This window comes from Streptomyces sp. NPDC042102 (assembly GCF_055582305.1).
On record NZ_JBVJDL010000007.1, the window covers coordinates 49,456 to 75,438 of the forward strand.

Annotated in this window: 23 protein-coding genes; 12 read left to right on the forward strand and 11 right to left on the reverse strand. The window is 75.3% G+C overall.

From position 1 onward, the window contains the following. Nucleotides 1-15: 15 nt before the first annotated feature. On the reverse strand, nucleotides 16-3,015 hold the full coding sequence (locus tag ACZ6KO_RS25885) for an AfsR/SARP family transcriptional regulator (protein WP_469306399.1): 3,000 nt from the start codon (nucleotides 3,013-3,015) through the stop codon (nucleotides 16-18). 106 nt (nucleotides 3,016-3,121) lie between these two features. Between ACZ6KO_RS25885 and ACZ6KO_RS25890 the strand changes: the two genes are divergently transcribed. The 9 genes from ACZ6KO_RS25890 to ACZ6KO_RS25930 all read left to right on the forward strand — a co-directional run bounded on the left by ACZ6KO_RS25890 (nucleotide 3,122) and on the right by ACZ6KO_RS25930 (nucleotide 11,086). Next, a complete protein-coding gene (locus ACZ6KO_RS25890) occupies nucleotides 3,122-3,343 on the forward strand; it encodes a hypothetical protein (RefSeq protein ID WP_469306400.1) in 222 nt (73 codons plus the stop codon). A 200-nt stretch (nucleotides 3,344-3,543) separates the two neighbouring features. Beyond that, the gene (locus ACZ6KO_RS25895) at nucleotides 3,544-4,092 is read left to right on the forward strand and encodes a MauE/DoxX family redox-associated membrane protein (protein ID WP_469306401.1); all 549 of its coding nucleotides are present in this window, start codon (nucleotides 3,544-3,546) and stop codon (nucleotides 4,090-4,092) included. A 14-nt stretch (nucleotides 4,093-4,106) separates the two neighbouring features. Continuing rightward, nucleotides 4,107-4,679 carry a TlpA family protein disulfide reductase gene (locus tag ACZ6KO_RS25900; protein ID WP_469306402.1) on the forward strand — a complete coding sequence of 191 codons (573 nt, stop codon included), beginning with the start codon at nucleotides 4,107-4,109 and terminating at the stop codon, nucleotides 4,677-4,679. Between the two features lie 95 nt (nucleotides 4,680-4,774). Beyond that, the gene (locus ACZ6KO_RS25905; RefSeq protein ID WP_469306403.1) at nucleotides 4,775-6,787 is read left to right on the forward strand and encodes an ABC transporter ATP-binding protein; all 2,013 of its coding nucleotides are present in this window, start codon (nucleotides 4,775-4,777) and stop codon (nucleotides 6,785-6,787) included. After that, a complete protein-coding gene (locus ACZ6KO_RS25910) occupies nucleotides 6,784-7,317 on the forward strand; it encodes a S26 family signal peptidase (RefSeq protein ID WP_469306404.1) in 534 nt (177 codons plus the stop codon). Before ACZ6KO_RS25905 ends, ACZ6KO_RS25910 begins: the two co-directional genes overlap by 4 nt. Before the next feature lie 13 nt (nucleotides 7,318-7,330). Then, nucleotides 7,331-8,608 carry a hypothetical protein gene (locus ACZ6KO_RS25915; protein ID WP_469306405.1) on the forward strand — a complete coding sequence of 426 codons (1,278 nt, stop codon included), beginning with the start codon at nucleotides 7,331-7,333 and terminating at the stop codon, nucleotides 8,606-8,608. Nucleotides 8,609-8,672: 64 nt separating this feature from the next. Continuing rightward, nucleotides 8,673-9,824, forward strand: a complete 1,152-nt coding sequence (locus tag ACZ6KO_RS25920; protein ID WP_469306406.1) for a winged helix DNA-binding domain-containing protein — start codon at nucleotides 8,673-8,675, stop codon at nucleotides 9,822-9,824. Between the two features lie 128 nt (nucleotides 9,825-9,952). Then, nucleotides 9,953-10,774: an ArsR/SmtB family transcription factor gene (locus tag ACZ6KO_RS25925; protein WP_469306407.1), complete on the forward strand. Its 822-nt coding sequence runs from the start codon at nucleotides 9,953-9,955 to the stop codon at nucleotides 10,772-10,774. An 84-nt stretch (nucleotides 10,775-10,858) separates the two neighbouring features. Then, nucleotides 10,859-11,086: a hypothetical protein gene (locus tag ACZ6KO_RS25930; protein ID WP_469306408.1), complete on the forward strand. Its 228-nt coding sequence runs from the start codon at nucleotides 10,859-10,861 to the stop codon at nucleotides 11,084-11,086. Nucleotides 11,087-11,146: 60 nt separating this feature from the next. Here ACZ6KO_RS25930 and ACZ6KO_RS25935 read toward each other — a convergent pair whose 3' ends face one another. From ACZ6KO_RS25935 to ACZ6KO_RS25960, 6 genes are all read right to left on the reverse strand, one after another. Further along, complete coding sequence (locus tag ACZ6KO_RS25935; protein ID WP_469306409.1) at nucleotides 11,147-11,737, reverse strand: DUF4232 domain-containing protein; 591 nt, start codon at nucleotides 11,735-11,737, stop codon at nucleotides 11,147-11,149. 86 nt (nucleotides 11,738-11,823) lie between these two features. Further along, nucleotides 11,824-13,200, reverse strand: a complete 1,377-nt coding sequence (locus tag ACZ6KO_RS25940) for a radical SAM protein (protein ID WP_469306410.1) — start codon at nucleotides 13,198-13,200, stop codon at nucleotides 11,824-11,826. Then, nucleotides 13,197-14,756 (reverse strand): HEAT repeat domain-containing protein, encoded by a 1,560-nt coding sequence (locus ACZ6KO_RS25945; protein WP_469306411.1) that lies wholly within the window; start codon nucleotides 14,754-14,756, stop codon nucleotides 13,197-13,199. The genes ACZ6KO_RS25940 and ACZ6KO_RS25945 overlap by 4 nt, the downstream gene beginning before the upstream one ends. 33 nt (nucleotides 14,757-14,789) lie before the next feature. Further along, a complete protein-coding gene (locus tag ACZ6KO_RS25950) occupies nucleotides 14,790-15,257 on the reverse strand; it encodes an SRPBCC family protein (protein WP_469306412.1) in 468 nt (155 codons plus the stop codon). After that, nucleotides 15,245-16,141, reverse strand: a complete 897-nt coding sequence (locus ACZ6KO_RS25955; protein WP_469306413.1) for an RNA polymerase sigma-70 factor — start codon at nucleotides 16,139-16,141, stop codon at nucleotides 15,245-15,247. Before ACZ6KO_RS25955 ends, ACZ6KO_RS25950 begins: the two co-directional genes overlap by 13 nt. Nucleotides 16,142-16,286: 145 nt before the next feature. Continuing rightward, nucleotides 16,287-16,964, reverse strand: a complete 678-nt coding sequence (locus ACZ6KO_RS25960) for a TetR/AcrR family transcriptional regulator (RefSeq protein ID WP_469306414.1) — start codon at nucleotides 16,962-16,964, stop codon at nucleotides 16,287-16,289. A 61-nt stretch (nucleotides 16,965-17,025) separates the two neighbouring features. On the opposite strand from ACZ6KO_RS25960, the gene ACZ6KO_RS25965 reads away from it, so the two are divergent. Continuing rightward, entirely contained in the window at nucleotides 17,026-18,669 is a 1,644-nt protein-coding gene (locus ACZ6KO_RS25965; protein WP_469306415.1) for an FAD-binding oxidoreductase, read from the forward strand. A gap of 86 nt (nucleotides 18,670-18,755) precedes the next feature. Here the strand turns inward: ACZ6KO_RS25965 and ACZ6KO_RS25970 are convergent, their stop codons facing one another. Both ACZ6KO_RS25970 and ACZ6KO_RS25975 read right to left on the reverse strand, forming a co-directional pair. After that, nucleotides 18,756-19,727 (reverse strand): diacylglycerol kinase, encoded by a 972-nt coding sequence (locus tag ACZ6KO_RS25970; RefSeq protein WP_469306416.1) that lies wholly within the window; start codon nucleotides 19,725-19,727, stop codon nucleotides 18,756-18,758. After that, entirely contained in the window at nucleotides 19,724-21,427 is a 1,704-nt protein-coding gene (locus tag ACZ6KO_RS25975; protein ID WP_469306417.1) for an FAD-binding oxidoreductase, read from the reverse strand. Before ACZ6KO_RS25975 ends, ACZ6KO_RS25970 begins: the two co-directional genes overlap by 4 nt. 20 nt (nucleotides 21,428-21,447) lie before the next feature. Here ACZ6KO_RS25975 and ACZ6KO_RS25980 point away from each other — a divergent pair, with 20 nt between their 5' ends. Together ACZ6KO_RS25980 and ACZ6KO_RS25985 are read left to right on the forward strand one after the other, a co-directional pair. After that, the gene (locus ACZ6KO_RS25980; protein ID WP_469306418.1) at nucleotides 21,448-22,074 is read left to right on the forward strand and encodes a TetR/AcrR family transcriptional regulator; all 627 of its coding nucleotides are present in this window, start codon (nucleotides 21,448-21,450) and stop codon (nucleotides 22,072-22,074) included. Further along, entirely contained in the window at nucleotides 22,071-23,618 is a 1,548-nt protein-coding gene (locus tag ACZ6KO_RS25985) for a glycerol-3-phosphate dehydrogenase/oxidase (RefSeq protein WP_469306419.1), read from the forward strand. Before ACZ6KO_RS25980 ends, ACZ6KO_RS25985 begins: the two co-directional genes overlap by 4 nt. Here ACZ6KO_RS25985 and ACZ6KO_RS25990 read toward each other — a convergent pair. Continuing rightward, nucleotides 23,607-24,932: a serine hydrolase domain-containing protein gene (locus tag ACZ6KO_RS25990; protein ID WP_469306420.1), complete on the reverse strand. Its 1,326-nt coding sequence runs from the start codon at nucleotides 24,930-24,932 to the stop codon at nucleotides 23,607-23,609. The two genes, ACZ6KO_RS25985 and ACZ6KO_RS25990, sit on opposite strands and share 12 nt — an antisense overlap. 49 nt (nucleotides 24,933-24,981) lie before the next feature. Next, nucleotides 24,982-25,887, reverse strand: coding sequence for an alpha/beta hydrolase (locus tag ACZ6KO_RS25995; protein ID WP_469306421.1), 906 nt, complete (start codon nucleotides 25,885-25,887; stop codon nucleotides 24,982-24,984). Nucleotides 25,888-25,983 lie beyond the last annotated feature (96 nt).

Consider the following 25,983-nt stretch of genomic DNA (forward strand, 5'->3'; position numbering starts at 1 on the left):
CCTTCTGGCGCAGGGTCAGGAGGACGCGCGGGCCACCTTGTCCTGGAGGCGGCGGACGTCCTCGGCGCGGTGCTGCGCCCGGTACAGGCCGGTGGCCCGGCGCCAGTGGAGACGGGCCTCGTCGGGCCGGTCCAGGGCCAGGTGGACGTCGCCGAGGTTGTCGAGGGTGTTGGCCTCCTCGTAGAGGTTGCCGAGGTCGTGGAAGAGGGCCAGGGCCCGCCCGTAGTACGCCAGCGCCTCGCCGTCCCGCCCCGCCGCGTGCGCGATGAACCCCAGGCTGTCGAGCGTGCAGGCCTCCCCGTCGCGGAACCCGTGCCGCCGGTGGATCTCCAGGCCCTCCTCGCAGCGGGCCAGCGCCTCCTCGTGGTCGCCGACCCGGGCCTCGTACCAGCCCACGGCGTTGAGCGCGTTCGCCAGCGCCAGCGGATCGTCGCCCAGGCGCTGGAGCCGCAGGACGTGCCGGACGTGTGTCAAGGCCTGCCGGTCGTCGCCCCGGCGGCCCCACGACCAGGCGATCACGTCGTGGATGCGTGCCTGCTCGCCGGTGTCGCCGGCCTCCTCCGCGGCCACCAGCGCCAGCCCGGCGTGGTCGACGGCGCCGTCGTGGTCGCCGGAGCGGGCGCAGGCGTGCGCCAGCCGCCGGTGCGCCCAGGCGCGTACGAAGGCGTCGCCGAGCCGCTCGGCCGCCGCCAGCCCCGTGCGCCACAGGGCCATGTGGTCGTGGAGCCGCCCCTGCCGCCACAGGAACCCGTCCAGGACCCGGGCCAGCTGCCACACCAGGGTGTCCCACCCCTGCCGCTCGGCCAGCCGCTGCGCCCCGTGCACGCACGCGTGCTCGGCCCGGAACCAGGCCATGACGGCGTCCTGGGCGCCCACCGGCTGGGGCTTGACCCCCTCCGAGGGCGCCGGCAGCTCCAGCCGGTGGTGCTGGAACGGACCGAGGATCAGGTCACCGGCGTAGGCGGTGTGCAGGTAGAAGTCCAGGACGCGGCGCAGCGCCCGCTCGCGCGACGCCCGCTCCTGGTCCTCGCCGGCGCGCTCGGCGGCGTACAGCCGGATCAGGTCGTGCATCCGGTACCGGCCCGGCACGGGCTGCTGCACCAGGTGCACCATCTCGAGCTCGCGCAGCGCCGCCCGGGTCGCGGCCGGCGTCCGCCCCAGCAGGCTCCCGGCGGCCGCCAGCCCGATCTCAGGGCCGGGCACCGCCGCTCCGAGCAGCCGGAAGACCTCCGCGGCCGCGGCGGACAGCGCGCGGTACGACACCCGGCAGATCGCCCGTACGTTCGCCGACAGGTCCCCGGCGTCGAGGGCGTCCAACCGGGCCGACTGGTCCTGGAGTTCCTCGGCGAGCGCCGCGAGCGGGAAGCCGTCCCCGGCGGCCGCGCGGGCCCCCACGACGCTGATGGCCAGCGGCAGCCCCGCGCAGTGCTCCAGCACGGCGGCGACGGCCTCGGGCTCGGCGGCCAGCCGCTCGTCGCCCAGGTGCCGGCCCAGCAGGTCACGCGCCTCGGACGAGGTCAGCACGTCCAGCGGTATCAGGTGCGCCCCCTGGGTCGCGGCGAGCCCGGTCAGCCGGTGCCGGCTGGTGACCAGGACCGCGCAGTCGGCGCTGCCGGGCAGCAGCGGGGTCACCTGCTCGGCGTCCGCGGCGTTGTCCAGCACGATCAGCATCCGCCGGCCGGCGACCAGACTGCGGTACAGGCCGGCCAGTGCCTGCTGGTCCGCCGGCACCGAAGCCGGGTCCAGGCCGAGCGCGTCGAGGAGGACCCGGACGGCCGCGGCAGGCGCCAGCGGTTCCTCCGACGGTGAGAAGCCGCGCAGGTCGACGTAGAGCTGCCCGTCGGGGAACCGGTCCGTGTTCCGGTGCGCCCAGTGCACGGCGAGCGAGGTCTTCCCGATGCCGCCGCTGCCGCTGACGACGCACACCGGCACCGCCGCGCCGGGCCGGGCGGCTCCGTCCACGGTCTTGTCGAGCTCGGCCAGCGCACGCTCGCGTCCGGTGAACCACCGTGGTGCGGCGGGCAGTTGCCGAGGCACGGTGTGCTCGGGCGACACGGGGGAGCGGGGGGCGGGGACCACGGCCCCCGCCGCTCCCGGGTCGGCGGCGTCGGGCGTGCCGGTACCGGTGTCGGTGTCGGGCGTTCCGGGGCTGGTGCCGGTGCCGGGCAACGCGGTCGATTCGCCCGGCGCGCCGATCGCCGGGTCGTTGGCGAGGACCTGCCGGTGCAGGCGCCGCAGCGCGGGTCCCGGGTCGCTGCCCAACTCCTCGGCCAGCGCCCGCCGTACCCGCTCGAAACAGCGCAGCGCGTCGGCGGCCCGCCCACTGCGGTACAGCGCCAGTACGTACTGGGCGGCCAGGCGCTCGTCCAGCGGATGCGCGTCGTGCCCGGCGGCCAGCTCGGTCACGAGTGCGGCATGGTGCCCCCGGCGCAGCTCCACATCGGCGCGCTCGAGCCGGCAGGCGTGCAGCTCCCCGAGGAGCGACTCGCGCATCGAGTTGAACCACGGGGTGTCCGCGCCGGCGAACGGCTCGCCGCGCCACAGGCCGAGGGCCCGCCCGTACAGCTCGGCGGCCCGGTCGTCGTCCGCGTCGCGCGCCCGTGCGACCAGCCGGCGGAACCGGTGGACGTCCACCGCGTCGGGGCCGGCGAGCAGGACGTATCCGCCGGGGCGGCGCTCCAGCGCCGCCGGGGCACCGCCGGCGTCGGCCTCCGGGCCGGTCCCGGCGGGCGGCGGCGCCGTGTCCACGGCCAGGACCTGCCTCAGCCGCGACATGTAGCTGTACAGCGTCGGCCGCACGCGCTGCGGCGTACGCGCGCCCCACACCCGGTCGATGAGCGCGTCCACCGCCACCGGGTGGCCCAGGTCCACGAGCAGCGCCGCGAGCACGGAGCGCTGCCGGGCCGGGCCCAGGTCCACGGCAGTGCCGTCCCGGTCCGCCCGGACCTCGCCGAGGACACCGAACCCGATCGCCACCGCACCCCTTTCGTCCGCCGGGTCCCAGTCTTGGCGCATACCGCACCACCAGCCAATTCAAGATCCGGCCAAGGTTCGTCCATACCCGGCCGCCCACGATGGCGATGCCTCACGGCACTTGTCACGGCGAACGGAAGGACACCTCATGCGACAGTGGCTCCAGCACATGTCCGACACCCTGGTCGACCGCCTGGTCCCGAGGGCGGAGGCCGCCGCGGCCTCCTGCTGGCCGGAATTCCGCTGCGTGCGCGGCAGCACCGGCAGCGGCTGCGCCTCCACCGGTTACGAGTGGTGGCAGGTACGCACGTGCTGCTCCGACGGCAGCTGCACCGCCTACCGCTTCCACAGCTGTGCCGACTGCCGCTGACCGGAAGCACTGAACCGGCGGGCTGAGCACGGGAACCACGGGGGAGACGCCGGAAGTACGGGGAACACGGGGGACATCGGGGGAACACGGGGGAATCCGGCGGGGTGCGGGCCACCGCACCCCGCTGCCGCGCCCGGTGCCGTCCCGTACACGCCGCAGGCGCCGTACGCCGCCACCCGCACACGAGGAGAGCGCACACCATGGATGCCGCGACCGCCTGGGAGACCACCGCGTGGGGCAGCCGCGGCTGCCTGCTGCTCGTGTTCGCGCTGTCCGTCCACGGAAAGGTGCGCGGCCGCCGGGCGTTCGAGGAGTTCACCGACTCGGTGGGCACGCTCGCCCCGGCCTTCGCCGGCCGCGCCCGGCCGGTCGCCGCCCTCGTCGTCGCCGCCGAGGCGGTGGCCGCGACCGCACTCGCGGTACCCGGGTCCGGGGCCTTCGGGCTCGCCCTCGGTGCCGTACTCCTCGCGGCGTTCACCGTGGTCGTCGCCGCCGCGCTGCGGGCCGGAACCGGCGCGGCCTGCCGGTGTTTCGGCCCGTCCTCGACGCCGCTGAGCCGGGTCCACCTCGTGCGCAACGCCGTCCTGCTCGCCGTCGCCGGATACGGCCTCACCGCCACGGTCCTCGCCGGGCCGGGGCCCGGGGCCCCGGCCGCCGCCGTCGTGCCGGCCCTGGGCGCGGGCGCGGTCCTGGGCCTGCCGGCCGCCGTACTCGACGATCTCGTCGGCCTCTTCCGGCCGCTGTCCTGAAGGGAATTCCCACCGTGAGCTACCTCGCCGCGGGCGTCGCCGCAGTCGGCGTCCTGTCCCTGCTCAACCTGGTCTTCGCGCTGGGTGTCATCCGGCGGCTGCGCGAACACTCCGAACAGCTCGCACGGCTCGCGCGGCTGGACCGGACCGGGTCCGGGGCGCCGGACCACGCCGTCCTCCCGGCCGGCGCGATGGTCGGGTCCTTCCGTACGGAGGCGACGGGCCGCGGTCCGCTCACCCAGGAGGATCTGGCCGACGGCACCCTCGTCGCGTTCTTCTCGCCCACCTGCAAGCCCTGTCAGGAGAAGCTCCCCGGATTCGTGGCGGGACTCGCGGACCACCCGCAGGCGGAGCGGGGCCGGGTCCTGGCCGTGGTCGTGGGCGAGGCCCGCGCCTGTGCGCCGATGCTCGCCTCGCTGGCGAGCGTGGTACCGGCCGTCCGCGAGGACGAGGACGGCCCCGTGGCCACCGCCTTCGCCGTCCGCGCCTTCCCCACGTGCGCGCGCGTCGGCCGGGGGGCCGACGGCAGGCTGGTGGTGACGGAGGCCGACACCTGGCCGCGTTCCGTCCTCCCCGCCGCGGCATGAGTCCGACGATGCCGGACCGGCGCGACACGGGCGGCGCCGGGGCAGCCGGCGTATCCGGCGGGCCCCCCGCGGACGGCGCGGACGGCGGACCGGGTGTGCGGCCTCCCGCTCAGGACGCGAGCGGTACGGCCGGCGCCGCACGCGTCCTGGCCGCCGCGATCCGCCTGGTGCACCGGGCCGCCCCCGCCGGACTCGCCGTCTGCGCCCTGCTCACGGTCGCCGGCGCCGCGGCCCCCGTGGCCGCCGCCTGGCTGCTCAAGACGGTCCTCGACCGCCTCGTAGAGGGCGCGGGCGCGGGTGCAGGTGCCGGCGTCGGTGCGGGTGCGGAGACGGCCACCGGTACCGGATCCGGCCTCGGCCTGGTCTCCGCCCCCGCCGACCTCGCCGACCTCGCCCCCCTGGCCCTGTTGCTGGTCGGCTGCGTCGTCGCCGTCGCGGTCGTCCCGCAGCTCCTGCAGTACGTGCGGGCGCAGCTGCGCCGCGCGGTGGGCCTGACGTCCCAGCGCGAACTGCACACCGCCGTCGACCGGTTCGTCGGCCTGCCCCGCTTCGAGGACCCCCGCTTCCTGGACCGGCTGCGCCTCGCCCAGCAGTCCGGCGGCACCGCCCCCCTCGACGCGGCCGACAGCGCCATCGGGATCACCGGCGCCCTGGTGACCCTCACCGGGTTCCTGGGCGCGCTCGCCCTCCTCGGGCCCTGGATGGCGGCGGCCGTCCTGGCCTCCGGCGTTCCGGTGCTGTGCGCCGAACTCGTGCTCAGCCGCCGCCGGGCCGCCATGACCTGGGACGTCGGCCCCGCGGAGCGCCGCGAGCTCTTCTACAGCGCCCTGCTCACCAACCTCCGGGCCGCCAAGGAGATACGGCTCTTCGGCGTGGGCGGTTTCCTGCGCGAGCGGATGATCGCGGAGCGCCGCACGTCCGACGCCGCCAAGCAGCGCCTCGACCGGCAGGAACTCCTCGTCCAGGCCGGCCTGTCCCTGCTCTCCGCCGTGGTGGCCGGATCGGGCCTGCTGTGGGCCGTGGCGTCCGCCCGTTCCGGCCGTGTCACCGTCGGCGACGTCACCATCCTCGTCGCCGCCCTGCCCGCCGTACAGGCCGCCCTCGCCAACCTCGCCCTCGAACTGGCCCGCGCCCACCAGGCCACCTTGATGTTCCGCCACTTCACCGCCGTCACCCAGGCACCGCCCGACCTGCCCGTCCCGGCGCGGCCCCGCCCCGTACCGCCGCTGCGGCACGGCGTGGAGTTCCGCGACGTGTGGTTCCGCTACGGCGCCGGCCACCCGTGGGTGCTGCGCGGCGTCGACCTGGTCATCCCGGCGGGCCGGGCCGTCGGTCTGGTCGGCCTCAACGGGGCCGGGAAGTCCACCCTGGTGAAACTGCTCTGCCGGTTCTACGACCCGACCCGCGGCCGGATCCTCTGGGACGGCGTGGACCTGCGCGAGCTGTCGCCGCAGGAGCTGCGCCGGCGGATCGGCGCGACCTTCCAGGACTACATGGAGTACGACCTCACGGCCCGCGAGAACATCGCGCTGGGCGATCTGTCCGCGCTCGACGACGGCCCCCGCGTCGAACGCGCGGCGCGCCTCGCCGGGGCGCACGGCACGCTCACCGCACTGCCGCACGGGTACGACACGCTGCTCAGCCGGATCTTCTTCAGCGAGCGGGACAAGGAGGACGCGACCACCGGCCTGGTGCTGTCCGGCGGCCAGTGGCAGCGCCTGGCACTGGCCCGTTCGCTCGTACGCGACGACGCCGACCTGCTCGTCCTCGACGAACCCAGCTCCGGCCTGGATCCGGAGGCCGAGCACGCCGTGCACCAACGGCTGCGCGGGCACCGCGCCGGACGCACCGGGCTGCTCATCTCGCACCGCCTCGGCGCCCTGCGCGACGCGGACACGGTCGCCGTGCTGGAGGGCGGCCGGATCACCGAGACGGGCCGCCACCAGGACCTCCTGGCCCACGACGGGGCCTACGCCCGCCTCTTCCGCCTCCAGGCGCGCGGCTACGAGACGACCGGCGGGGCCGGGGCGGGCGACCCGGCCGCCGGGCGGGCCGATGCGGGCGACCCCGCCGCCGGGCCGGACGCGGTCCGGGGGAGGGCCACGTGAGCGCCGCCCTCGTACGCCGCCTGCTGCGCGACCGCGTGCTCGCCGTCACCGTGACCGGCGCCAGCATGGAACCGGCCCTGCACGACGGCGACCGCGTCCTCGTCGTGCGCCGCCGGTTCCGGCGCCTGACGCGGGGGCAGGTCGTGGTCCTGCGGCCGCCGTCCCCGGCCGCCGCCGTCGCGGCCGGCCGCTCGCCCGGCCCGCCGCCGGTGCGGCCGTACCGGGACGGTGAGGTGCTGGTGCTGCGTCAGCCGCCGCCCGGGCCCGGGGGGCTGGTCGTCAAGCGGATCGCGGCCGCCCCCGGCGACCCCGTTCCGGCCCCGCTGGCCGCCCGCCTGGGGGCCACCGTGCCGGCGGGCCGCTTCCTGGTCCTGGGCGACAACCCGGCCCGCAGCCTGGACTCCCGCCACTTCGGATTCGTCCCCCGCGACCGGCTCGTGGGCGTCGTGATCCGGCCCTTGCGCACCCCCACCACCGCGGCCGGGAAGGGGGAGCGACCGCCGCGAGGCGGCAACCCGTCGATCGGGTGAGTACCTTCTGCACATGCACATCAACTGGACCGGCCCGGAGCAGCGGGGGCACGTTCTTCTCATAGCGGGTGATGCCGCCGTACGGCGCCGCGCCGTTCAGGTCGCGCCGAGCGCGAACCTGGCCGCGATCGGCGTCGTACCGGCGTGGGTGCTCCTGGGCAGCCAGGTCCCGAGCGACACCACCTACCTCGACGGGGCGCGCGACCCGAACACGGTGCTGATGCGGCTGCGCGCCGCCGCCGCGACGTCCGGCCCGCTGCTGGTGTACCTGACGGGCCGGCTCACCCTCGACCGGCGCGGGCGCGACCTCCACCTGGCGCTCTCGGGCACGACGGCGTCCACGGTCCGCTACACGGCGCTGCCCTGGGAGTGGCTGGAGACCGAACTGCGCCACCGCCCCGCCGGGCTGACGACGGTGGTCCTCGACCTCGTCGCCGACAAGGCGGCGTGGCCGGTGCTCCAGGAACGCGGCGGCCTGCCGCCGTTGCCGCCCGCCGACGTGTACGGCGTCGTCGTGCCGCCGGCCTTCACCGGCGGGGCGGAGCTGGTGAGCTCGTACACCCGGCACTGGATCGACCAGCTGCACCGCAGCCCCAGCCGTCCCACCAACGTGCAGCTGCACGCCTTCTCGGCCGCGGCGGCCGCGCTGCCGCCGGGTACCCTGACCCTCCCCGCCACCCGCGAACTGAGCGCCCCGGCCACCGCCGACGCCCGTCAGCACGCCCAGCAGCACCCTCACCCGCACGCGCACCAGCCCGCCCAGGCGGCCGAGCAACCGGTACGCGCTGCACACCCCACCGCCTCCCCGGCCGTGCCCGCCGCGGCGCCCGCGGGACCGCCCGTGCCGCCGGGCAGGCCGGGGGAGGACCCGCGGCCGTACATCCACGCCCTGGCCTCCCGCGGCCGGCACCTGGAGGCGGCCACGCTCGCGCAGGCGTGGGAGCAGTACGTCCTGCAGACGCACGGCGCCACCTCGCCGGAGGCCACCCACTGGGCCGAGATCCGTGCCGATCTGGCCCGGATGGCCGGCAACTACGTGCTGGCGACCCAGCTGTGGATCGGCGCCGGACGGACCCGCCTGACGCTCCAGCACCCGGACGCGCCGGAGGTGCTGGCCGCCGCGGCCGGCGCCCTGTACTGCTGGACCCAGCTCAAGGACGCGGCGGCCGCCCGTGAGGCCGGTCCCGAACTCGTCCGGCTCCTGCGCGCCCTGCCCTCCCTCGAACCCCGGCTGCTCCGCCTGACCCAGCAGCGCCTGGAGGCCCTGAACGGCGCCCCGAGCCACCGCTGAGCCCGGGCGGGCGGGGCGGGGAGCGCTGGCGGGTGCGGGGGCCGGCACGGCAGAATCTCGCGGTGTGAAGATCACCGCGCAGGAACTCAACCGGTCCACGCTCAGCCGCCAACTGCTGCTGGAGCGGGCACCGTTGACCGTGGCCGACGGCGTGCGGCGCGTGGTGGCGCTCCAGGCGCAGCACCCCGCCTCGCCCTTCCTCGCGCTCTGGAACCGGCTCACCGGTTTCGCCCCGGCCGAGCTGCACGCCGCGTTCACCGGGCGGCGCGTCGTCAAGGCCACCCTGATGCGGATCACGCTGCACGCCGTCCACGCGGACGACTACCGGGCCTTCCGCGCGGCCCTGCAGCCGACGCTGTACGGTGCCCGGCTCGGCGGTCGCTTCGCGGCCGCGGGCCTGACGCCCGCCGACGCGGAGGAGCTGGTGCCGCGGCTGCTGGCCTTCGCGGACCGGCCGCGCAGCTCGGCAGAGGTGCGGGAATGGGTCGGGCAGCGGCTCGGCGCCGACCGGCGTGACGGTGCGTGGTGGGGCCTGAAGGCGTACGCGCCGCTGCACCACGCCCCGACCGACGCGCCGTGGTCGTTCGGGGACCGGCCGCACTTCGTCGCCGCCGGGAGCGGAGCCGTGCCGCCCCGGGGCCGGGCGGTGGACCCCGACGCGCTGCGGACCCTGGTCCTGCGCTACCTGGCCGGGTTCGGACCGGCATCCGTGGCGGACGTCGCGCAATTCTCGCTGCTCCCGCGGACGCCCGTCCGCGAGGCCCTGCGGGCCCTGGACGGCGCCGTCGAGCAGCTCCGGGGGGCGGACGGCGCCACCCTGTTCGATCTCGCGGGCGCCGTACGGCCGCCCGCGGACACGCCTGCCCCGCCCCGCCTGATGGCGATGTGGGACAGCACCCTGCTGGCCTACGCCGACCGCAGCCGCCTCATACCCCCGGCCTACCGCCCCCGGGTGATCCGGACCAACGGCGACGTCCTGCCGACGCTGCTGGTGGACGGGTACGTCGCGGGCGTATGGCGGCCGATGGCCGACGGCGTCGAGGCCACGGCCTTCCACCCCCTGCCGCCCGGCGCCTGGGACGGCCTCGCCGCCGAGGCCCGCTCCCTGAGGGAGCTCCTCGCCGACCGCGAGGCGGCCGTCTACAGCCGCTACCACCACTGGTGGACCAAGGCGGCCGGCACCGGATCCGGGACCGAGGTCCGGCTCCTGGCCTGAGGTCCGGCGCCTGGCCCGAGGCATGTCCGGCCGGCACCCGGCCCCGGCCTGCCCCGGTTGACAGGCAGGCGAACGGCTGCCTAACGTGAAATGCAGCCGATGGGCTGCATGACGTGGGGTAGTGGACGATGGACAGTGTGTTCAAGGCGTTGGCCGATCCGAGCCGCCGCCGGCTCCTGGACCGGCTCCGGGACCGCAACGGCCAGACCCTGCGCGAGCTGTGCGCGGGGCTGGACATGACCCGGCAGTCGGTGAGCAAGCACCTGGCCGTCCTGGAGGCCGCCGGGCTGGTCACCACGGTCCGGCAGGGGCGGGAGAAGCTGCACTACCTCGACGCCGCCCCGATCGACGCCATCACCGAACGATGGATCAGCCGGTTCGACCGTGGACGCGTGAGCGCGCTCGCGGACCTCAAGCGAGCTCTGGAGCAACCCCCCATGGACAACACGACGTTTCTCTACACGACGTACATCCGCACGACCCCCGAGCGGCTCTGGCAGGCCCTGACCGAGCCGGCCTTCACCGACCGCTACTGGGGCGTCACCTTCGAGAGCGACTGGGCGAAGGGCTCCCCGCTCGTCTGGAAGCAGGGCGGGGTCACCATCGCCCACCCCGAGCAGGTCGTCCTCGTCTGCGACGCGTACCGCCGGCTCTCGTACACCTGGCACACCTTCACCGAGGAATGGGCGGGGGCGGTCGGCGTCGGCGAGGAGGTGCGTGCGCGGCTCGCGGCCGAGCGCCGCTCGACGGTCACCTTCGACCTCGAACCGCAGGGCGACTTGGTCAAACTGACCGTCACCCACGAGTTCGGCGAGGACGGACTCCTGCGCAGCATGTGCAGCGAGGGCTGGCCGCCCGTCCTGGCGAGCCTGAAGACCCTCCTGGAGACCGGCGAGCCCCTGCCGGACCCCGGGCAGCCCGCCGGGGAGCGCCGAGCCGGGCAGGGCTGACCCGACACGACCGGCGGACACCGTCACGCGCGCACGGCGCGGTGGGTGGACGAGGCGCGGGCCCAGTGGCGAAGCTGCTGCACTATGACCGAAGCCAACGCCGGAGGAACCATGTCGCACGTGGTGGTGTCACCGGTGCACCGGGGCAGCCCGCCCTTCCGGGTCGTCCAGATCGGCGGGGACGTGGTGGGGCGCGCGTACGATGTGATCGACGTGTACCGCCTCGTCAGGGCCGCCGGCATCGACCACCCCGACCTCGACGACCCGGCCGTCATCCGCTGGGAGGGCGGCGACAAGTTCACCTGGCACTGAGCCGGGTACGGGTGGTCGGGGAGCCGGGCACGGGCGGTCGGGCTCGCGCCCGCGACCGGTTCAGGAGACCGCGCGGAACGCGGTGGCGCGCACGCTGTTGCCGCACAGCGCGAACTCGCCGCCGTCGTCGGGCCCCAGCTGGAGCATGCCTCCGGCGACGCCCACCACCATCGAGGGCGCGACGAACGGGTCGCCTCCGGAGGCGCAGTAGCCGTCGGCCTCACCGAGGACCGGGGCGAACGTGACGACGGTCTGCGCGACGCCGCCGACGGGCAGCTGCACCGCACGCGCGGTGCCCTGACGGTTGACGTGCAGGGGCTTGTTCCGGTCGGGCGAGCCCTGGCCGGCGAGGGCGATCGTCGGGTGGCCCTTCAGGACGCAGGGCCGGGGCCCCTCGTTGAGGACGGTGATCCGTATCCCGGCCGGGCCCAGCCGCTCGGCGCTGTTCGCCACGAGCTGGCTGCTGCGGCACGGGGGCGCGGGCGCCCGGTCGAGGGCGCCCGAGCCGGCGGCGGTGGCAGCGGCGGTGGCAGTGGCGGAGGAGGCGGTGGCCTGTCCCGCCCCGGCGCCGGCCAGCAGACCGCCGGCCAGGGCTGCCGCCGCTACGAGCGCACGGCACCGCGCCGGGCCACGCTGATGTGCTGGGGTCATGGTCTGCTCCCAGGGGAGACGTACCTGCCCTTCCAGCCTGGCACCGTGCCGGGCGCCGTGCGCGTCGGGACCGGTATCCGTATGCCTCAGGAAGCCGCGCCCTCCTGCTCCTCCTGCCCCTCCAGCCCCTCCAGCCCCTCCAGGCTGTCCATGAACGAGCTGACGGAGAACACCGCGCGGCCCGGACCGGCCGGGCCGTAGCCGGGCGGGGACTTCAGGCCGAACTCCTCCAGCGTCGCCCGGTAGGTCTCCAGCAGCCGGATGTGGTACTCCAGCGGCGCCCCGAGCGGGTTGGCCTTGCCCAGCGGCGTCGTCGGCTCCGGGCACCAGGTGGTGAAGCGCGGCACGACCCCGTTCGACATGAAGAACCGCAGCCCCTCCGCGGTCGATTCGATCGCCTCGCCGACCTTCGTGAAGCCGAAGGGCTCGGCCATCTCGATGCCCGCCACGAAGTTGGGGATCACATTGCGCGGGCCGAACACCTCGGTGGAGTCCAGGATCCGGCGGTGCCACTCGTCGCGGCCCACGTACCGCTCCTTGCCCGGGCAGTGGAGCTGGAACAGCCGCCGGTCCCACACCTCGAAGTTGGGGTGGTAGATGCGGATGCCGTAGTCGTGGAACCGCTGCACGGCGTCGCGCGGCAGCGCCTGGGCGACGACCTTGCCGATCCAGCGGCCGGGGAAGCGCTCCTCGATGGCCTTGGCGTAGTGCCCGTAGAAATCGGCCTCGTCCCGGCCGCCGACCTGCGAGGTGATCGAGCCGCCCGTGAGGGTGTAGGCCCGGGAGGTCCCGGCGGTGTCGTACCGGTCGATGATCTCCAGGGCCTCCAGCACCTCCTCGACCGGCTTCACCCCGGTGTAGGGCCGGCCCGCGGCCTTGTGCTGGCGCCAGTTGTGGTTGATGTCGCAGAACTGGCACTCCTCCTTGGCCCCGAAGTACTGGCACACCCGGAAGACCGTCAGGTAGACGAGGTAGCCCCACTGGATGGTCGGCGCGACCTCCATCACCGACTTGCCGTTCGCGAGCGTGTGCCGGTAGTACTCCGGCATCGGCGGCAGGCCGACGTCCGCGATCCGCGCGCCGTCCAGGTACAGGCCGAGCACGCCGTCCTCGTCGCCGCGCACCACGTAGGGGGAGTCCGGATTGACCCGTACGGACACGACGGTCCGGCGCAGGTCGTACGGGCCGCCGGTGAGCACGATCTCCTCCGGGGGCCGGTTGAGCGCGGCCGCGCCGAGCTCCGGCAGCGTGCGGTGGTCGAACGAGAAGATGAAGTACGACTTCGGCTTCACGTCGCCCGACGCCCCGTCGGCACCGCCGCTGAGCGCGGACTCGTCGAAGGCCATGCCGCCCCGCAGGAGGTCCTCCTTGATGACGGCTTCCCGGGGCACCTGGGGGAAACGTCCCATCAGGTCCTCGATCAGGGCCGTACGACTGAGGCTCTCCGCGCGCTGATTGCTCATCCCCCCATGCTAGGCGCCGCCCCGCCCGGACCCGACGCCGCCTCCGTGACGGACGGTCCGGCGCCGGGACCGGCATCCCGGGCGACGCCGGCGAGATCGAGCATGCGGTGCATCAGGTCCACCGGCAGCGCGGGGTTGAGGGCGGCCCGGTACGCCGTCCTGCCGCCGCCCAGCAGCTCGGTCAGCCTCGCGCGGGGCAGCCGCGGGTCGGCCGCGGCGCTCATGCGGACCATGTCCTCCCCGTCGTGGGAGAGCCGCTCGACGAGTTCGGGGCCGGCGTCGGGATCGAAGAGCGCCGCGTACCTGAGCCGGGGACGGGGATCGGCCGCGAACCGGGCCAGGCCCGGGCGGGCGAAGTTGCGGCGGTGGGCCAGCATGCCCCAGCTGAGCCCCTGCCAGTCGGTGAACATCTCCAGCAGCAGCTCGTGCGGGGCGTGGTCGTTCTCGCACAGCATCAGCCGGACGAAGTAGTCGTCGTCGGCGGCCAGCCGTCGGATGACATCGGCGGGCAGCTCCGGCGCGCACGTGACGCCCCGGCGCAGCAGTACGTGGGACGAGGCGGCGATCTTCCGCAGGGCGTCCGGTTCGCCGAAGCGGTCCTCGACCCACGGGGGTACGGGATGACGGCCCTCGGGCACGGTGTGGTCGATCGCCGCGCGCTGCTCCTCGGTGACGTCCTCGCGCAGGGAGACGGCCAGGCGGACGGCGTCCTCGGGATCGGCGGCCAGGGAGAGGGCGAGCGCGGTGGGCACGTGTGGATTGCTGGCGGCCGCCCGCCGCAGCCTGCTGTCCTCGTGCGTCACGAGGAGCCGGGCGAGCGCGGCATCGACGGGGGACCGGTACGCGGCGTCCTGGCGGCGCGCGTCGTCGTGCTCGGCCAGGAAGTCCTCGACCGTCACCGGGAGCGGTGCCTCGACGTGGGTCGCGCGGGCGACGGCCCTGCGTACCCCGGGGTCGGTGTCGGCCGCTGCCGCGGCCCGCACCTCGGACCGCAACCGGGGCCAGCTCCACGGGCCGATGGCGGCGGACCGCACGCGCGGGTCCGGATCCTCGGCCAGGGAGAGCAGCGTCTGGTCCGGCAGCCCGGCGAGCCCCGCGGCGTGGTGCCGCAGCCGCGGCTCGGCCGCGGTGGCGAGCCGGACTGTGAGCTCCACCGGCAGCTCGATGCCGTACTCGCCCGCCGTGATGACGGCCGTACGGCGTACCCGCGGATCCGGATCCTCGGCCAGCGCGGCGCACACGGGGGCCGGCAGGCCGGCGTTGCCGGCGAGAGCCCTGCGCACCGCCGGATCGCGGTGGGTGGCGGCGGCCCCGGCCAGCGCCGGCGACAGCCGGCAGTGGTGCAGCCAGCGGCCGTCGTCGGGAAACGGGTCGGCGGTGAAGACCCGCCGGAGCACCGCGTCCGGTGCCGCGGGGTTCAGAGCGAGCCCCGCGATCCACTGCGCGTGCAGGGCCGTGTCGGCGGCGAGCGCCGCGGCGGCCCCGGTCCGCCCCGGCTCCGTCGCCTCCGTGGTCCCGAACGCGATCCGGGCCGACCGTTCCCCCATGCCTGTCATGCCCCGATCCTCGCAGCGGCGCCCGGACCGCGGTCAGCGGCCCCCGTGCTGACGGGCGCCCTGCCTCAGCGCGGTGTCGGCCGCGTCGAGGATGCCGCGGAACGTCCGGGTGATGAGCGGCCGGGCCAGGTGCCGGGTCAGGAAGGCGCCGACCAGCGGGACGCTGATCTGGGCCCGGGTGGTCCAGCACACGTGCGTACCGCCGTCGACCTCCGTGAACGTCATGCGGCCGAGCTCGTGCCGCGACGGCGGCAGGCTGCGCTCGACGACGTACTCGGTGGCGTACGGCGCGTCGTAGTGGGTGATGCGTTCGCGGAACCATCCGATCAGCCAGAGGTGGCTGCGGACGGCGCCGACCCCGTACGGCGCGCCCCGGCCCCGCCGGGTCAGGCGGCAGCGCAGGATCAGGGGGGAGGCCGTGTAGTTCGTGGTCGTGGTGAGCCAGGCGAACACCTCCTCGACGGGCGCGGCGACGACACGTTCGACGGTCATGGTTTCCACGGCTGGTGACCTCCTCGGTCGAGCGGGAGCACCGCCTCGGCGCGGTGCAGTTTGTCCGGGTTGCGGATGCCGTACAGGGTGCTGATGCGTCCGTCGCGGATCTCGAACGCGACCAGCCAGTCGAGTGCGCCGTCGGTGATGAACCGCGCCGCCGGCATGCCGTTGTACGTGGCGGCCTCGAAGCGGGTCGCCGGGCCGGCGGTGCGCAGCACGCCGGCCACGAAGCGGGCGACGTCGGCGCGGCCGGTGATGGGGCGGCGGGCGGCGACGGCCTTTCCGCCGCCGTCGGAGACCTGCACGACATCGGGCGCCAGCAGGTCCATCAGCGTCTGCACCTCGCCCGTCGCCGCCGCGCACAGGAAGCGCCGGACGATCTCGCGCGCCGCGTCGCTGTCCGCGTCGAAGCGGCGCCGGCGCGCGTGCACGTGCTGGCGGGCGCGGTGGGCGATCTGCCGGACCGTGCCCTCGGTCTTGCCGACCGAGGCGGCGATCTCGGGGTGCGTGTAGCCGAACACGTCGTGCAGCACGAACACGGCGCGCTCGGTCGGGCTCAGCGTCTCCAGGACGAGGAGCATGGCCATCGACACCGACTCGGCGAGGATCACGTCGTCGCTCACCTCGGGCGCGGTGCGGATCGGCTCCGGCAGCCAGGTGCCCACGTACTCCTCGCGCCGGGCCTTCGCGGCCCGCAGGTGGTTGAGGGCCTGCCGGGTGACCGTGCGGACCAGATAGGCGCGCGGATGCGCGACCGTGTCCGGGTCGACCGCGCGCCATCGCAGGTAGCTCTCCTGCAGCACGTCCTCGGCGTCGGCGGCGCTGCCCAGCACCTCGTAGGCGATGGTGAACAGCAGCGCACGGTGTTCGGTGAACGCGTCCTCGGCCACGGCCCGGTCTCCTCTCCCTGGGGCGCCCATCGAGACACGCCGGCCCGCCGAACCGTGACACTTCCCGTGTGTGATGTGGATCACCGGATGAACCCGTGTGCGGGCCGGCCGCCTCCGGGCGGCATGGGAGAGGGCGGGGGAGGGCCTAGGAGGGGGTGGTCCGGATCGCCGTCAGGAGGCGGGCGCAGCGGGCGCTCATGTCCCGCGCCGACTGGTCGGGGTGGGCGATCCACCAGCCCATCAGGGCGCTCACGGTGCCCGTCCACACGTGTTTGAGGGCGTCCGCGTCGAGCGGGTCCGCGTTGCCGCGGTCGTGGAGCAGCGCCGCGGTGCCCGACGCGGCGAGTGCGTCGACGGCCTCGCGGTGCCGCTGGGCGGCGGCGCGCACGGCGGAGCCGGGCGGCAGGGACCGGTCGTACAGGACGAACCAGGCGTACCGCTGTTCCTCGAGAGCGGTGAAGAGGCCGGTGAGCACGGCGTGGGGCAGGCGTGCGCCGGGGGAGTCCGGCGGGCCGGCGGACATGGCCGCCTCGACCGCCGTGCGGACCCGGGCCGCGACGTCCTCGAGGCAGGCCAGGTAGAGGCCGTCCTTGGAGTCGAAGTAGGCGTAGAGCATCGGCTTCGTCACGCCCACCCGCCGGGCGATGGAGGCCATCGACGCGGCGGCGTGGCCGTGCCGGCCGAACTCCTCCATCGCGGCGGCGAGGATCTGTTCCTCGCGTACGGCGCGCGGTACGCCCTTCGTCCCCGCCGGCCTGCCCCGCCGCCTCCCCGGGGCGGTGGGGGTGGCGGCTGGTGCGCGCTCGGCGCTTGTGGGGTCCATGGCGCGAACTATACGGTGGAGTAAATTACCAGGCGGTAAATTACCGAGAGGTTATATCGTCATGACCGATCGCACGCCCCGCTCGTCCGCACCGCGCCGCTCCTGGTGGGGCTGGGGCACCGAGGACCGGGCCCTGTCCGACGGCGACTGCGCCGCCCTCGGGGCGCTGGTCCCCGGGGCGGCCGGCACCCCGCTGCCGGTGCCCGGCATCGGCGCGCTGGACCTGCCCGGGGTCCGGGTCGCCCCGCCCGCCTCGCTCGCCCCGCTGATGTCCGACGCCCCGCGGGACCGGGCCTCCCACACGTACGGAAAGGCCTACCGCGACGTCGTACGCGCCCTGCACGGCGACCTCGCGGCCGCTCCGGACCAGGTCGCCTTCCCCCGCACCGAACAGGACGTGGTGGACGTCCTGGACTGGGCCGCGGGCGCGGACGTCGCCGTCGTCCCCTACGGTGCGGGCAGTTCGGTGGTCGGCGGCGTCGAGCACCGGGGGGATCGGCGGGGCGGTGTGGTGTCCCTGGACCTCTCCGCCCTCGACCGGGTGCTCGACATCGACACCACGAGCCGGGCGGCCCGGATCCAGGCGGGCGCCCTCGGGCCGGACCTCGAGGCCCGGTTGCGGCCGCACGGGCTGACCTTGCGCCACTTCCCGCAGAGCTTCGAGTTCTCCACACTCGGCGGCTGGCTGGCCACCCGGGCCGGCGGTCACTACGCCACGCTCCTGACGCACATCGACGACCTGACCCAGTCCCTGCGCGTGGTCACCCCGGCCGGGGTCAACGAGTCGTTGCGCGTGCCCGGTTCGGGTGCGGGGCCTTCGCCCGACCGGCTGTTCCTGGGGTCGGAGGGCACGCTCGGAGTGATCACCGAGGCCTGGATGCGGCTCCAGGACCGGCCCCGCCACCGGGCCTCCGCCTCGGTCCTCTTCGACGACTTCGCGGTGGCGGCCGAGGCCGTGCGCGTCATCGCGCAGTCGGGCCTGCACCCGGCCAACTGCCGGCTGCTCGACCCGGGCGAGGCGGCGCTGGCAGGGGTGGCCGGCGGCGGGCGGAGCGTCCTCGTGCTCGGCGTGGAGTCGGCCCACGTGCCGGTCGCCGCCCGGCTCGCCGAACTGGTCGGCCTGGCGCGCGACCACGGCGGCCGCCCGGCCGGGGGGCCGCAGGGCGAGAACCGCCCGGCCGACGCCGCGTCCTCCGATGCCGCGTCCAGCGATGCCGCCGCCGCTGCCTGGCGTTCGGCGTTCCTGCGCATGCCGTATCTGCGCGACGGGCTCGCGCGGATGAGCGTGATCAGCGAAACCTTCGAGACGGCCTGCACCTGGGACCGCTTCCCTGCCCTGTACGAGGCCGTGCACCGCGACCTGGGCGCGGTGGTGCGCCGGGTCACGGGCGCCCCGGGGATGATCAACTGCCGCTTCACCCACGTCTACCCCGACGGCCCGGCCCCCTACTTCACCGTCATCGCCCCGGCGCGGCGCGGCTCGGAGGTCGCGATGTGGGACGAGATCAAGGCCGAGGCGATGCGGATACTCGGCGAACACGGGGGGACCGTCACCCACCACCACGCCGTCGGCCGCGACCACCGCCCCGGCTACGACGGGCAGCGCCCGGAACCGTTCGCCCTGGCGCTGCGCGCCGCGAAGCACGCGCTCGACCCGGCCGGCATCCTCAACCCCGGAGTGCTGGTGGACACGGCGCGGCGATGAGGGAAGCCGTCCCCGAGCCCGCGCCCCTGCCCTCGGTCCTGACCCCCGCCCGGGGTCAGGACCGCCGGGCGGGGGCGCGGCCGGTGCTACGACGGGACCAGCAGCGACAGGGAACGGGGGACCACCGTGATGTCGGCGGGCAGCGGGCCCGCCAGGTCCCCGTCCGCGTACGCGTTGATACCCGGCGACTCGATGCGCAGCGCGGCCACCCGGTGCGTGGCCACCGCGCTGTGGCGGACGTGGGTGCCCTTGAAGACGGTCGGGAAGAACCGCACCAGCTTCGCGCGCGGCATCGCATCGACGAGGGTCACGTCGAGCCGGCCGTCGCCGGGGTCGGCGTCCGGGCAGATCAGCATCCCGCCGCCGTAGCTGCGGGTGTTGCCCACCGCGGCCAGCGTCAGCCGCCGCTCCACCGTCTCCCGGCCGTCGAGCACCAGGCGGAACGGCAGCGGACGCAGGCCGGCCAGCTCGCGCAGCATCGCCAGGTTGTACTTCATCCGCCCGCGCGGCCAGGTCATCCGGTTCGCCCGGTCGCTGACCAGGGAGTCGAAGCCGATCGCGAGGACGGAGGCGAAGTACCGTCCCGCGCCGTCGGCGGTGACGATCCGTCCGGTGTCGACCTGGCGCACCAGCCCGGCGGCGATCACGTCGGCGGCCGCCCGCGGGTCGCCCAGCGGGAGCCCGAACGCCCGCGCCAGGTCGTTGCCCGTACCGCTGGGCACCACGCCCAGCGGTACGCCGGTGCGCGCCAGGGCCTGCACCGCCAGCGCGATCATGCCGTCCCCGCCCGCGACCACCACGGCGTCGACGCCTTCGGCGACGGCCTCCCGCGCGATGCGTACCGCGTCCGCCGGGTCCGTCCCGGCCGCGGCGCGGACCTCGATGCCGCGCTCCCGCAGCCGGCCGGCCGCCACGCCGGCCGCCTGGGCGGCCGTGCCGGCACCGGCCTGCGGGTTCGTCAGCAGCAGGACCGTCCCCAGCGTCCGCCGCTCCGGCTCCCGCTCCCGTTCCCGCTCCGGCTCCTGCGGCTCCGGCCCCGTCCCCGGACCCGGTCTCACGGGATGAGCTTTCCGGGGTTGAGGATGCCCACCGGGTCCACCGCGCCCTTGACGGCCCGCAGGACCGCCGCGCCCAGCTCGCCGATCTCCTGCTCCATCCACGGGCGGTGGTCGGTGCCGACCGCGTGATGGTGGGTGATGGTGCCGCCGTTGGCCATGATGGCGTCGCTCGCCGCTCGCTTCGCGGCCTGCCACTGCCCGATCGCGTCGCCACGCTGCGCGGCCACCACGGTGAAGTACAGCGAGGCGCCCGTCTCGTACACGTGCGAGATGTGACACATCACCAGCGAGGTGCTGCCCGTGGCCTGCAGGGCGCCCTGGAGGGCCGTGGTCACCGCGGACTTCAGCCGCGCCAGGTTCGACCAGCCGGTGGCGGTCTCCAGGGTCTCGCACAGCGCGCCGTGGTCCAGCAGCGCGTCCCTCAGGTACGGAGCGCCGAACCGGCCGTGCTCCCACCCGCGGGCGGGGTCCTCGCCGAGCGAGGTGCCGCCGTGCGCCAGGAGCACCGCGCGCGTCAGCTCGTGCCGCGCGGTGGTCGTCTCCTCGGCGCCCTCGAACACGGTCACGGCCAGGCAGCCGCTGACCTCCTGCGGGGCACCGATCTTCGCCGTCATCGCGAGGTTGACGGCCGTCTCGGTCTCGTCCGACAGCCGCAGGACCGTCGGGCCCGTCCCCTGCTGTTCGACGGCCCGCAGCGCGGCGGCCCCGGTCTCGAAGTCGGGGAAGCTCCACGCCTCGTACCGCTTGACCGCGGGCACCGGGTGCACGCGCAGCCGGACGGCGGTGATGATGCCGAGGACGCCCTCGGAGCCGAGGAACAGCTGGCGCAGGTCCGGGCCGGCCGCCGAGGCCGGGCCGCGACCGAGGTCGAGCACACCGGCCGGGGTGATCACGCGCAGCCCGCGGACCATGTCGTCGAACCGTCCGAAGCCGGCCGAGTCCTGCCCCGAGGAACGGGTGGCGGCGAACCCGCCGATGGTGGCGAAACGGAAGCTCTGCGGGTAGTGGCCCAGTTCGAAGCCGCGCTCCGCGAGCAGTTCCTCGGCGCGCGGACCGGTCAGCCCCGCGCCGAGCACGGCCTCGCCCGAGACCTCGTCGAGCGAGAGCAGCGCGTCGAAGCGGCGCAGGTCCAGGCAGAGGACGGCGGCGAACGCGCCGCGCACCGGGTCCACGCCGCCGACCACGCTCGTCCCGCCGCCGAACGGGACCACGGCTATCCGCTGCTGCGCGCAGAGCTCCAGGACGGCCGCGATCTCCTCCTCGGTGCCCGGTACGACGACGACGTCGGGCGCGTCCTGCGGCCCGGCGCTGCGCCGCCGCAGCAGGTCCAGCGTGGACTTGCCGCCGGCCCGCGGCAGCCGGTCGCCGTCGCGGACGCTGACGTACTCCTCCCCGACGATCGCGGAGAGGGCCTTGAGGTGCACCCCGCTGAGCCGGGAGGGGACCAGCGCGGCGTCCTCGGCGCTCGCCGGGGCGCCGCCTTCCCGCGACTCACCGGACTCACCGGACTCACTGGACTCACCGGGTTCACCGGACTCACCGGACTCGCGGGGGGAGATCTCCAGGAGGGTGCGCAGCAGGGACGAGACGTCGTCGGAGAGCGAGACGGCCAGGGCCGGGTCGCCCCACGCGTTCCAGGCCATGGGGGGCAGGGGCAGGGCCGCGGCGCGGTCCGCCGAGAGGTGCGGGTCGGTAGACATGCGTTACAGTTTTCCACATCATGTCAATCAGTAACACTCCCTCGACGGAGGAACCGGGCGGCGGTCCGGCCGCTGACCCGGCCGGCGAAGAGTCCCGCACCATCGACGACCAGATCCTCGACGCGGCGGCCGAACTGGTCGCCGTGCTCGGCAAGCGCGTCCAGCTGGCCGAGATCGCGCGCCGCGCCGGCGTCAGCCGCCCCACCGTGTACCGCCGCTGGCCTGACGTCCGGGCCCTGGTCGGAGCGCTCCTGACCAGGGAGATCCTCACCACGGTCGAGCGCAACCCGCGCCGCGGCGACGACCGGGCGGCCCTGGTGGAGTGGATCGTCGGGATCGCCGTACTCATCAGGGACCACCCGGTCCTCGGCGGCCTGCTGCACAGCGAGGCGGACCTCCTCGTCGAGTACGTCACCCAGCGGCTGGGTACGAGTCAGCGGGGCCTGCTCGACCGGCTGCGCGAGGCCCTCGTGGCGGGTCAGCGGGGCGGGACGATCCGCGCCGGGGAACCGACCGAGATCGCCGCCATGGTGTTGCTGATCACCCAGTCCACAGTTCAATCGCACCGCATGGTCGCCGAGCTGTTGCCCGAGGCCGCGTGGCGCCGAGAGCTGGCGATCGCACTGAACGGATACCTGAGGCCATGAACCGAACCGCCCCGACCGCCCTCGACGCGACGCGCCGCGCCGACGACCTCGACGCGCTCGCCGCCGGCGCCCCCGTCGACCTCCTTGTCATCGGCGGCGGGGTGACCGGCGCCGGGATCGCGCTCGACGCCGCCTCCCGCGGACTGAGCACGGTCCTCGTCGAGGCGCGCGACCTCGCCTTCGGTACCAGCCGCTGGAGTTCCAAGCTCGTCCACGGCGGCCTGCGGTACCTGGCCTCCGGCCGCGTCGGCGTCGCCCACGAGAGCGCCGTGGAGCGGGGCGTGCTGATGACCCGTACCGCCCCGCACCTGATCCGCGCCCTGCCCCAGGCGGTGCCGCTGCTGCCGTCGGTCTCCCGGAGCACCGCGGCCCTGGTGCGCACCGGGTTCCTCGCCGGCGACGCCCTGCGCGTGGGAGCCCGCACGCCCGCGGCCGTCCTGCCCCGGGCCCGCCGGGTCGGCCCGCGGACCACCGTCGGCCTCGTGCCCGCCGTACGCACCGAAGGCCTGCGCGGCGCCCTGGTCGCGCACGACGGGCAACTCGTCGACGACGCGCGCCTGGTTGTGGCCCTCGCCCGCACCGCCGCCGGACACGGGGCCCGGATCCTCACCCGGGTCCGCGCGAGCGAGGTCACGGGAGAGTCGGCCCTGCTGACCGACGCGCTCACCGGCGGCGGCTTCACGGTGCGCGCCCGCGCGGTCGTGAACGCCACCGGTGTCTGGGCCGGGGAGGTCGACGCGTCGATCCGGCTGCGGCCCAGCCGGGGTACGCACCTGGTCTTCGACTCCGCGCTGTTCGGCCGGCCGCAGGCCGCACTCACCGTCCCCGTGCCCGGCTCGACCAGCCGGTTCGTGTTCGCGCTGCCGCAGCAGCTGGGGCGCGTCATGGTGGGCCTGACCGACGAGGACGCGCCCGGTCCGATCCCCGACGAGCCCCGGCCCACCGACGCGGAGATCGACTTCCTGCTCGCGACGGTGAACACCGCGCTCGCCCGCGACGTGACCCGCGCCGACATCCGCGGCTCGTTCGCCGGGCTGCGGCCGCTCATCGACGCCGGCGGCGGCCAGACCGCCGACCTCTCGCGCCGCCACGCCGTACGGGAATCCCCGACCGGCGTGATCACCGTGGTCGGCGGCAAGCTCACCACGTACCGCAGGATGGCGCAGGACACCGTCGACCTGGCCTGCCGTGCCCGTGGCCTGACCACCGCCCCCTGCCGTACCGCGGACCTGCCGCTCGTGGGCGCCCCCGGCCACCCCGCGAGCCGGCCCGCCACCCGGGCCACGGCCCCGGCCCCGCTGATCGCCCGCTACGGCGGCGAGGCCGACGCCGTCCTCGCGTCCGCCACCCTTCCCGGTGCGACGGAGCGCGTCGCCGAGACCATCAACATCACGCGGGCCGAGATCGAGTACGCGATCACGCACGAGGGCGCCCTCGACGCCGACGACGTCCTCCACCGGCGCACCCGCATCGGCTTCGTCCCCGAGGACGCCGAGCGGGCCCGCCCCGCGGTGGAGGACATCGTCGCCGCCCTACGGAAGTGATCCGCGGGCGGGGCCGGCGGCGGCGGCCGGAACCGGGGCGGCACCGGCGCCGCACATCGCCTGCCGGTGCAGCTGCGCCAGCGCGCCGTCCAGGGGGTGGGGCCGGGGCCGCCCCGACGCGTCGAGGGTGTTCCACCGCATCAGGTTCACCGCGAAGGACATCTGGCGCCGGCCGTCCGCCCGGGTCAGGGACAGCGTCCCGGCGCCCCAGACCGTCCCGTCGTGGCCCCAGAACGTGCCGCACCCCGGCACGTCGACCCGGTGCAGACCGAGCCCGTACTGGACCGTCGTGCCGTCCAGGGCGCGCACCGGGATCGTCCGCTGCATCTGCGCCAGCGACGCCCGGCTGACGATCGCCCCGTCCAGCAGCCGGGCGTAGAAGCGGTTGAGATCCTCCATGGTCGACACCAGCGCGGCCCCCGTCCCCGTCCAGGACGTGCTGTAGACGCTGTAGTCGCGCGGCGGGTCGAGCAGGCCGAAGAACGCCTCGTACATCCGCGGATGCGGGCCCTCGATCCGCGGCCCGGACGGGAAGGCGGTGTGCCGCAGCCCAGCGCGCCGGATGACCTCGCGGGTGATGTACTCCTCGGCCGTGCGGCCCGTCACCCGCTCCAGGAGCTGCCCCAGGAGCAGGTAGTTGGTGTTGGAGTACACCCCCGTGGGGTCGCCGGGCTCGCCGACGGCGGGCGCCGCGAGCCCCATCCCGATCAGCTCCTCCGGGCGGAACTCCCGGAACCGGTTGTCGTCCAGGCTCTTCGACGACATGTCCGGCAGCGAGGGGAACCCCTGGAGGGAGGGGAAGGCGTACAGGAGGTAGTCCGGGAGCCCGCTGGTGTGGTTGAGCAGCATCCGGACCGTGATCTTCCGGCCGCGCTCGCCCGGCACCAGCTCCGGCAGGTAGTCACCGATCGGCCCGTCGAGCCGGATCCGGCCCCGCTCCACCTGCTGCATCACGGCCGCGGCCGTGAACGTCTTGGTGACGCTGCCGACGCGCTGGCGCATGCCCGGGGTGACCGGCCGGCCGGTCCGCAGGTCGGCGACGCCCGAGGCGCCGCGCCAGGTCCACCCGGAATCGCGCACCTCGCCGAACACCCCCGGCATTCCGGCGCGGTGGACCTCGTCCATCGCGGACTGCAAGGCGGCCCCGTCGACGGCGGAGCCCGGGGCGCCGCCGTCGCTGTCCGGCGTCGCCGGTCCTGTGCCGCCCGCGGCCAGAGCGTCCCGGGCCGGGCCGGGCGCCGGCACTGCGGCCGCGGTGCCCGCACCCACGCTCAGCGCGGCCACGCACGCGCACACCACCATGCGGATCTTCATGACGTCCGTCCTTTCCCGATCCATCGGTACGAGGGGAGGGCAGGCGCGTTCACTCGGCCAGCGCCCGGCGCAGCGCGTCCCCGAGCTCGGCGATCTGCCGCTGCGACACGGCGGCGGACAGGATCGCCTGCGAGCCGTGGAAGGTGCCCGGCCACTGGTGCAGTTCGACCGGCACGCCCGCCTGGAGCAGGCGCAGCGCGTACCCGATGCCCTCGTCGCGGTTCGGGTCGAACTCGGCGGTGGCGACGTACGCCGGGGGCAGGCCGGACAGGTCGGCGGCCCGCGCCGGCGCGGCGTACGCGGTGGCCGCGGCGCCGCCCAGGTAGTGCCGCCAGGACGCGGTCACCTTGTCGCGGGTGAACCAGGGCGTGCCGGTGAAGTTCCGCGCCGACCACGTCTCCTGCCGGTCGTCCACTCCCGGCTGGTTGAGCAGCTGGAAGCGGATCGCCGGCCCCCGCTCGTCACGCGCCCGCAGCGACACGGCCGCCGCGAGCGCCGCGCCGGCGCTGTGCCCGCCGACCGCGATCCGCGCCGGGTCGATGCCGAGGCCGGCCGCGTTCCCGGCCGCCCAGGTCAAGGCGGTGTACGCGTCGTCCAGGGCGGCGGGGAAGGGGTGTTCGGGCGCCAGCCGGTAGCCCACCGAGACCACGACGGCGCCGGAGCCCTCCGCGACCCGGGTGGCCCACGGGTGCTCGGTGTCCAGGTCGCCCATGACGAACCCGCCGCCGTGCAGCCAGACGACGGCGCCCTGCGCCGGGTGGGCCGCTCGCGGGCGGTAGATCCGCACCGCCACGTCCGGGGAGCCGGGCACCGTACGGTCCTCGACCGTCAGGTGCGCGGTGTCCGGCGGCGGCGACGCGGCGGCCAGCGCGGCCAGGTCCTTGCGGGCGGCGGCCGGGTCGTTCAGGTCGGCCCGGGGCAACAGGGGGATGAATGCTTCGAGTTCGGGATCCATGGCGACCATCCTCACGGCCGCCGCACCGGGCGGTCACCCGCCGTCCGTCGCGCGTCCCGGGCCGATCGCGCACCGCTCGGCGCGCTCCGCGCCTCC

What these genes read in the sequence shown, in the direction of transcription:
- ACZ6KO_RS25980 (WP_469306418.1), top strand. Translation starts at nt 21,448, where the DNA reads ATGTCAATCAGTAACACTCCCTCGACGGAGGAACCGGGCGGCGGTCCG.
- ACZ6KO_RS25975 (WP_469306417.1), bottom strand. Translation starts at nt 21,427, where the DNA reads ATGTCTACCGACCCGCACCTCTCGGCGGACCGCGCCGCGGCCCTGCCC.
- ACZ6KO_RS25925 (WP_469306407.1), top strand. Translation starts at nt 9,953, where the DNA reads ATGGACAGTGTGTTCAAGGCGTTGGCCGATCCGAGCCGCCGCCGGCTC.
- ACZ6KO_RS25935 (WP_469306409.1), bottom strand. Translation starts at nt 11,737, where the DNA reads ATGACCCCAGCACATCAGCGTGGCCCGGCGCGGTGCCGTGCGCTCGTA.
- ACZ6KO_RS25890 (WP_469306400.1), top strand. Translation starts at nt 3,122, where the DNA reads ATGCGACAGTGGCTCCAGCACATGTCCGACACCCTGGTCGACCGCCTG.
- ACZ6KO_RS25990 (WP_469306420.1), bottom strand. Translation starts at nt 24,932, where the DNA reads ATGAAGATCCGCATGGTGGTGTGCGCGTGCGTGGCCGCGCTGAGCGTG.
- ACZ6KO_RS25885 (WP_469306399.1), bottom strand. Translation starts at nt 3,015, where the DNA reads ATGCGCCAAGACTGGGACCCGGCGGACGAAAGGGGTGCGGTGGCGATC.
- ACZ6KO_RS25915 (WP_469306405.1), top strand. Translation starts at nt 7,331, where the DNA reads ATGCACATCAACTGGACCGGCCCGGAGCAGCGGGGGCACGTTCTTCTC.
- ACZ6KO_RS25940 (WP_469306410.1), bottom strand. Translation starts at nt 13,200, where the DNA reads ATGAGCAATCAGCGCGCGGAGAGCCTCAGTCGTACGGCCCTGATCGAG.
- ACZ6KO_RS25965 (WP_469306415.1), top strand. Translation starts at nt 17,026, where the DNA reads ATGACCGATCGCACGCCCCGCTCGTCCGCACCGCGCCGCTCCTGGTGG.
- ACZ6KO_RS25985 (WP_469306419.1), top strand. Translation starts at nt 22,071, where the DNA reads ATGAACCGAACCGCCCCGACCGCCCTCGACGCGACGCGCCGCGCCGAC.
- ACZ6KO_RS25895 (WP_469306401.1), top strand. Translation starts at nt 3,544, where the DNA reads ATGGATGCCGCGACCGCCTGGGAGACCACCGCGTGGGGCAGCCGCGGC.
- ACZ6KO_RS25995 (WP_469306421.1), bottom strand. Translation starts at nt 25,887, where the DNA reads ATGGATCCCGAACTCGAAGCATTCATCCCCCTGTTGCCCCGGGCCGAC.
- ACZ6KO_RS25930 (WP_469306408.1), top strand. Translation starts at nt 10,859, where the DNA reads ATGACCGAAGCCAACGCCGGAGGAACCATGTCGCACGTGGTGGTGTCA.
- ACZ6KO_RS25960 (WP_469306414.1), bottom strand. Translation starts at nt 16,964, where the DNA reads ATGGACCCCACAAGCGCCGAGCGCGCACCAGCCGCCACCCCCACCGCC.
- ACZ6KO_RS25945 (WP_469306411.1), bottom strand. Translation starts at nt 14,756, where the DNA reads ATGACAGGCATGGGGGAACGGTCGGCCCGGATCGCGTTCGGGACCACG.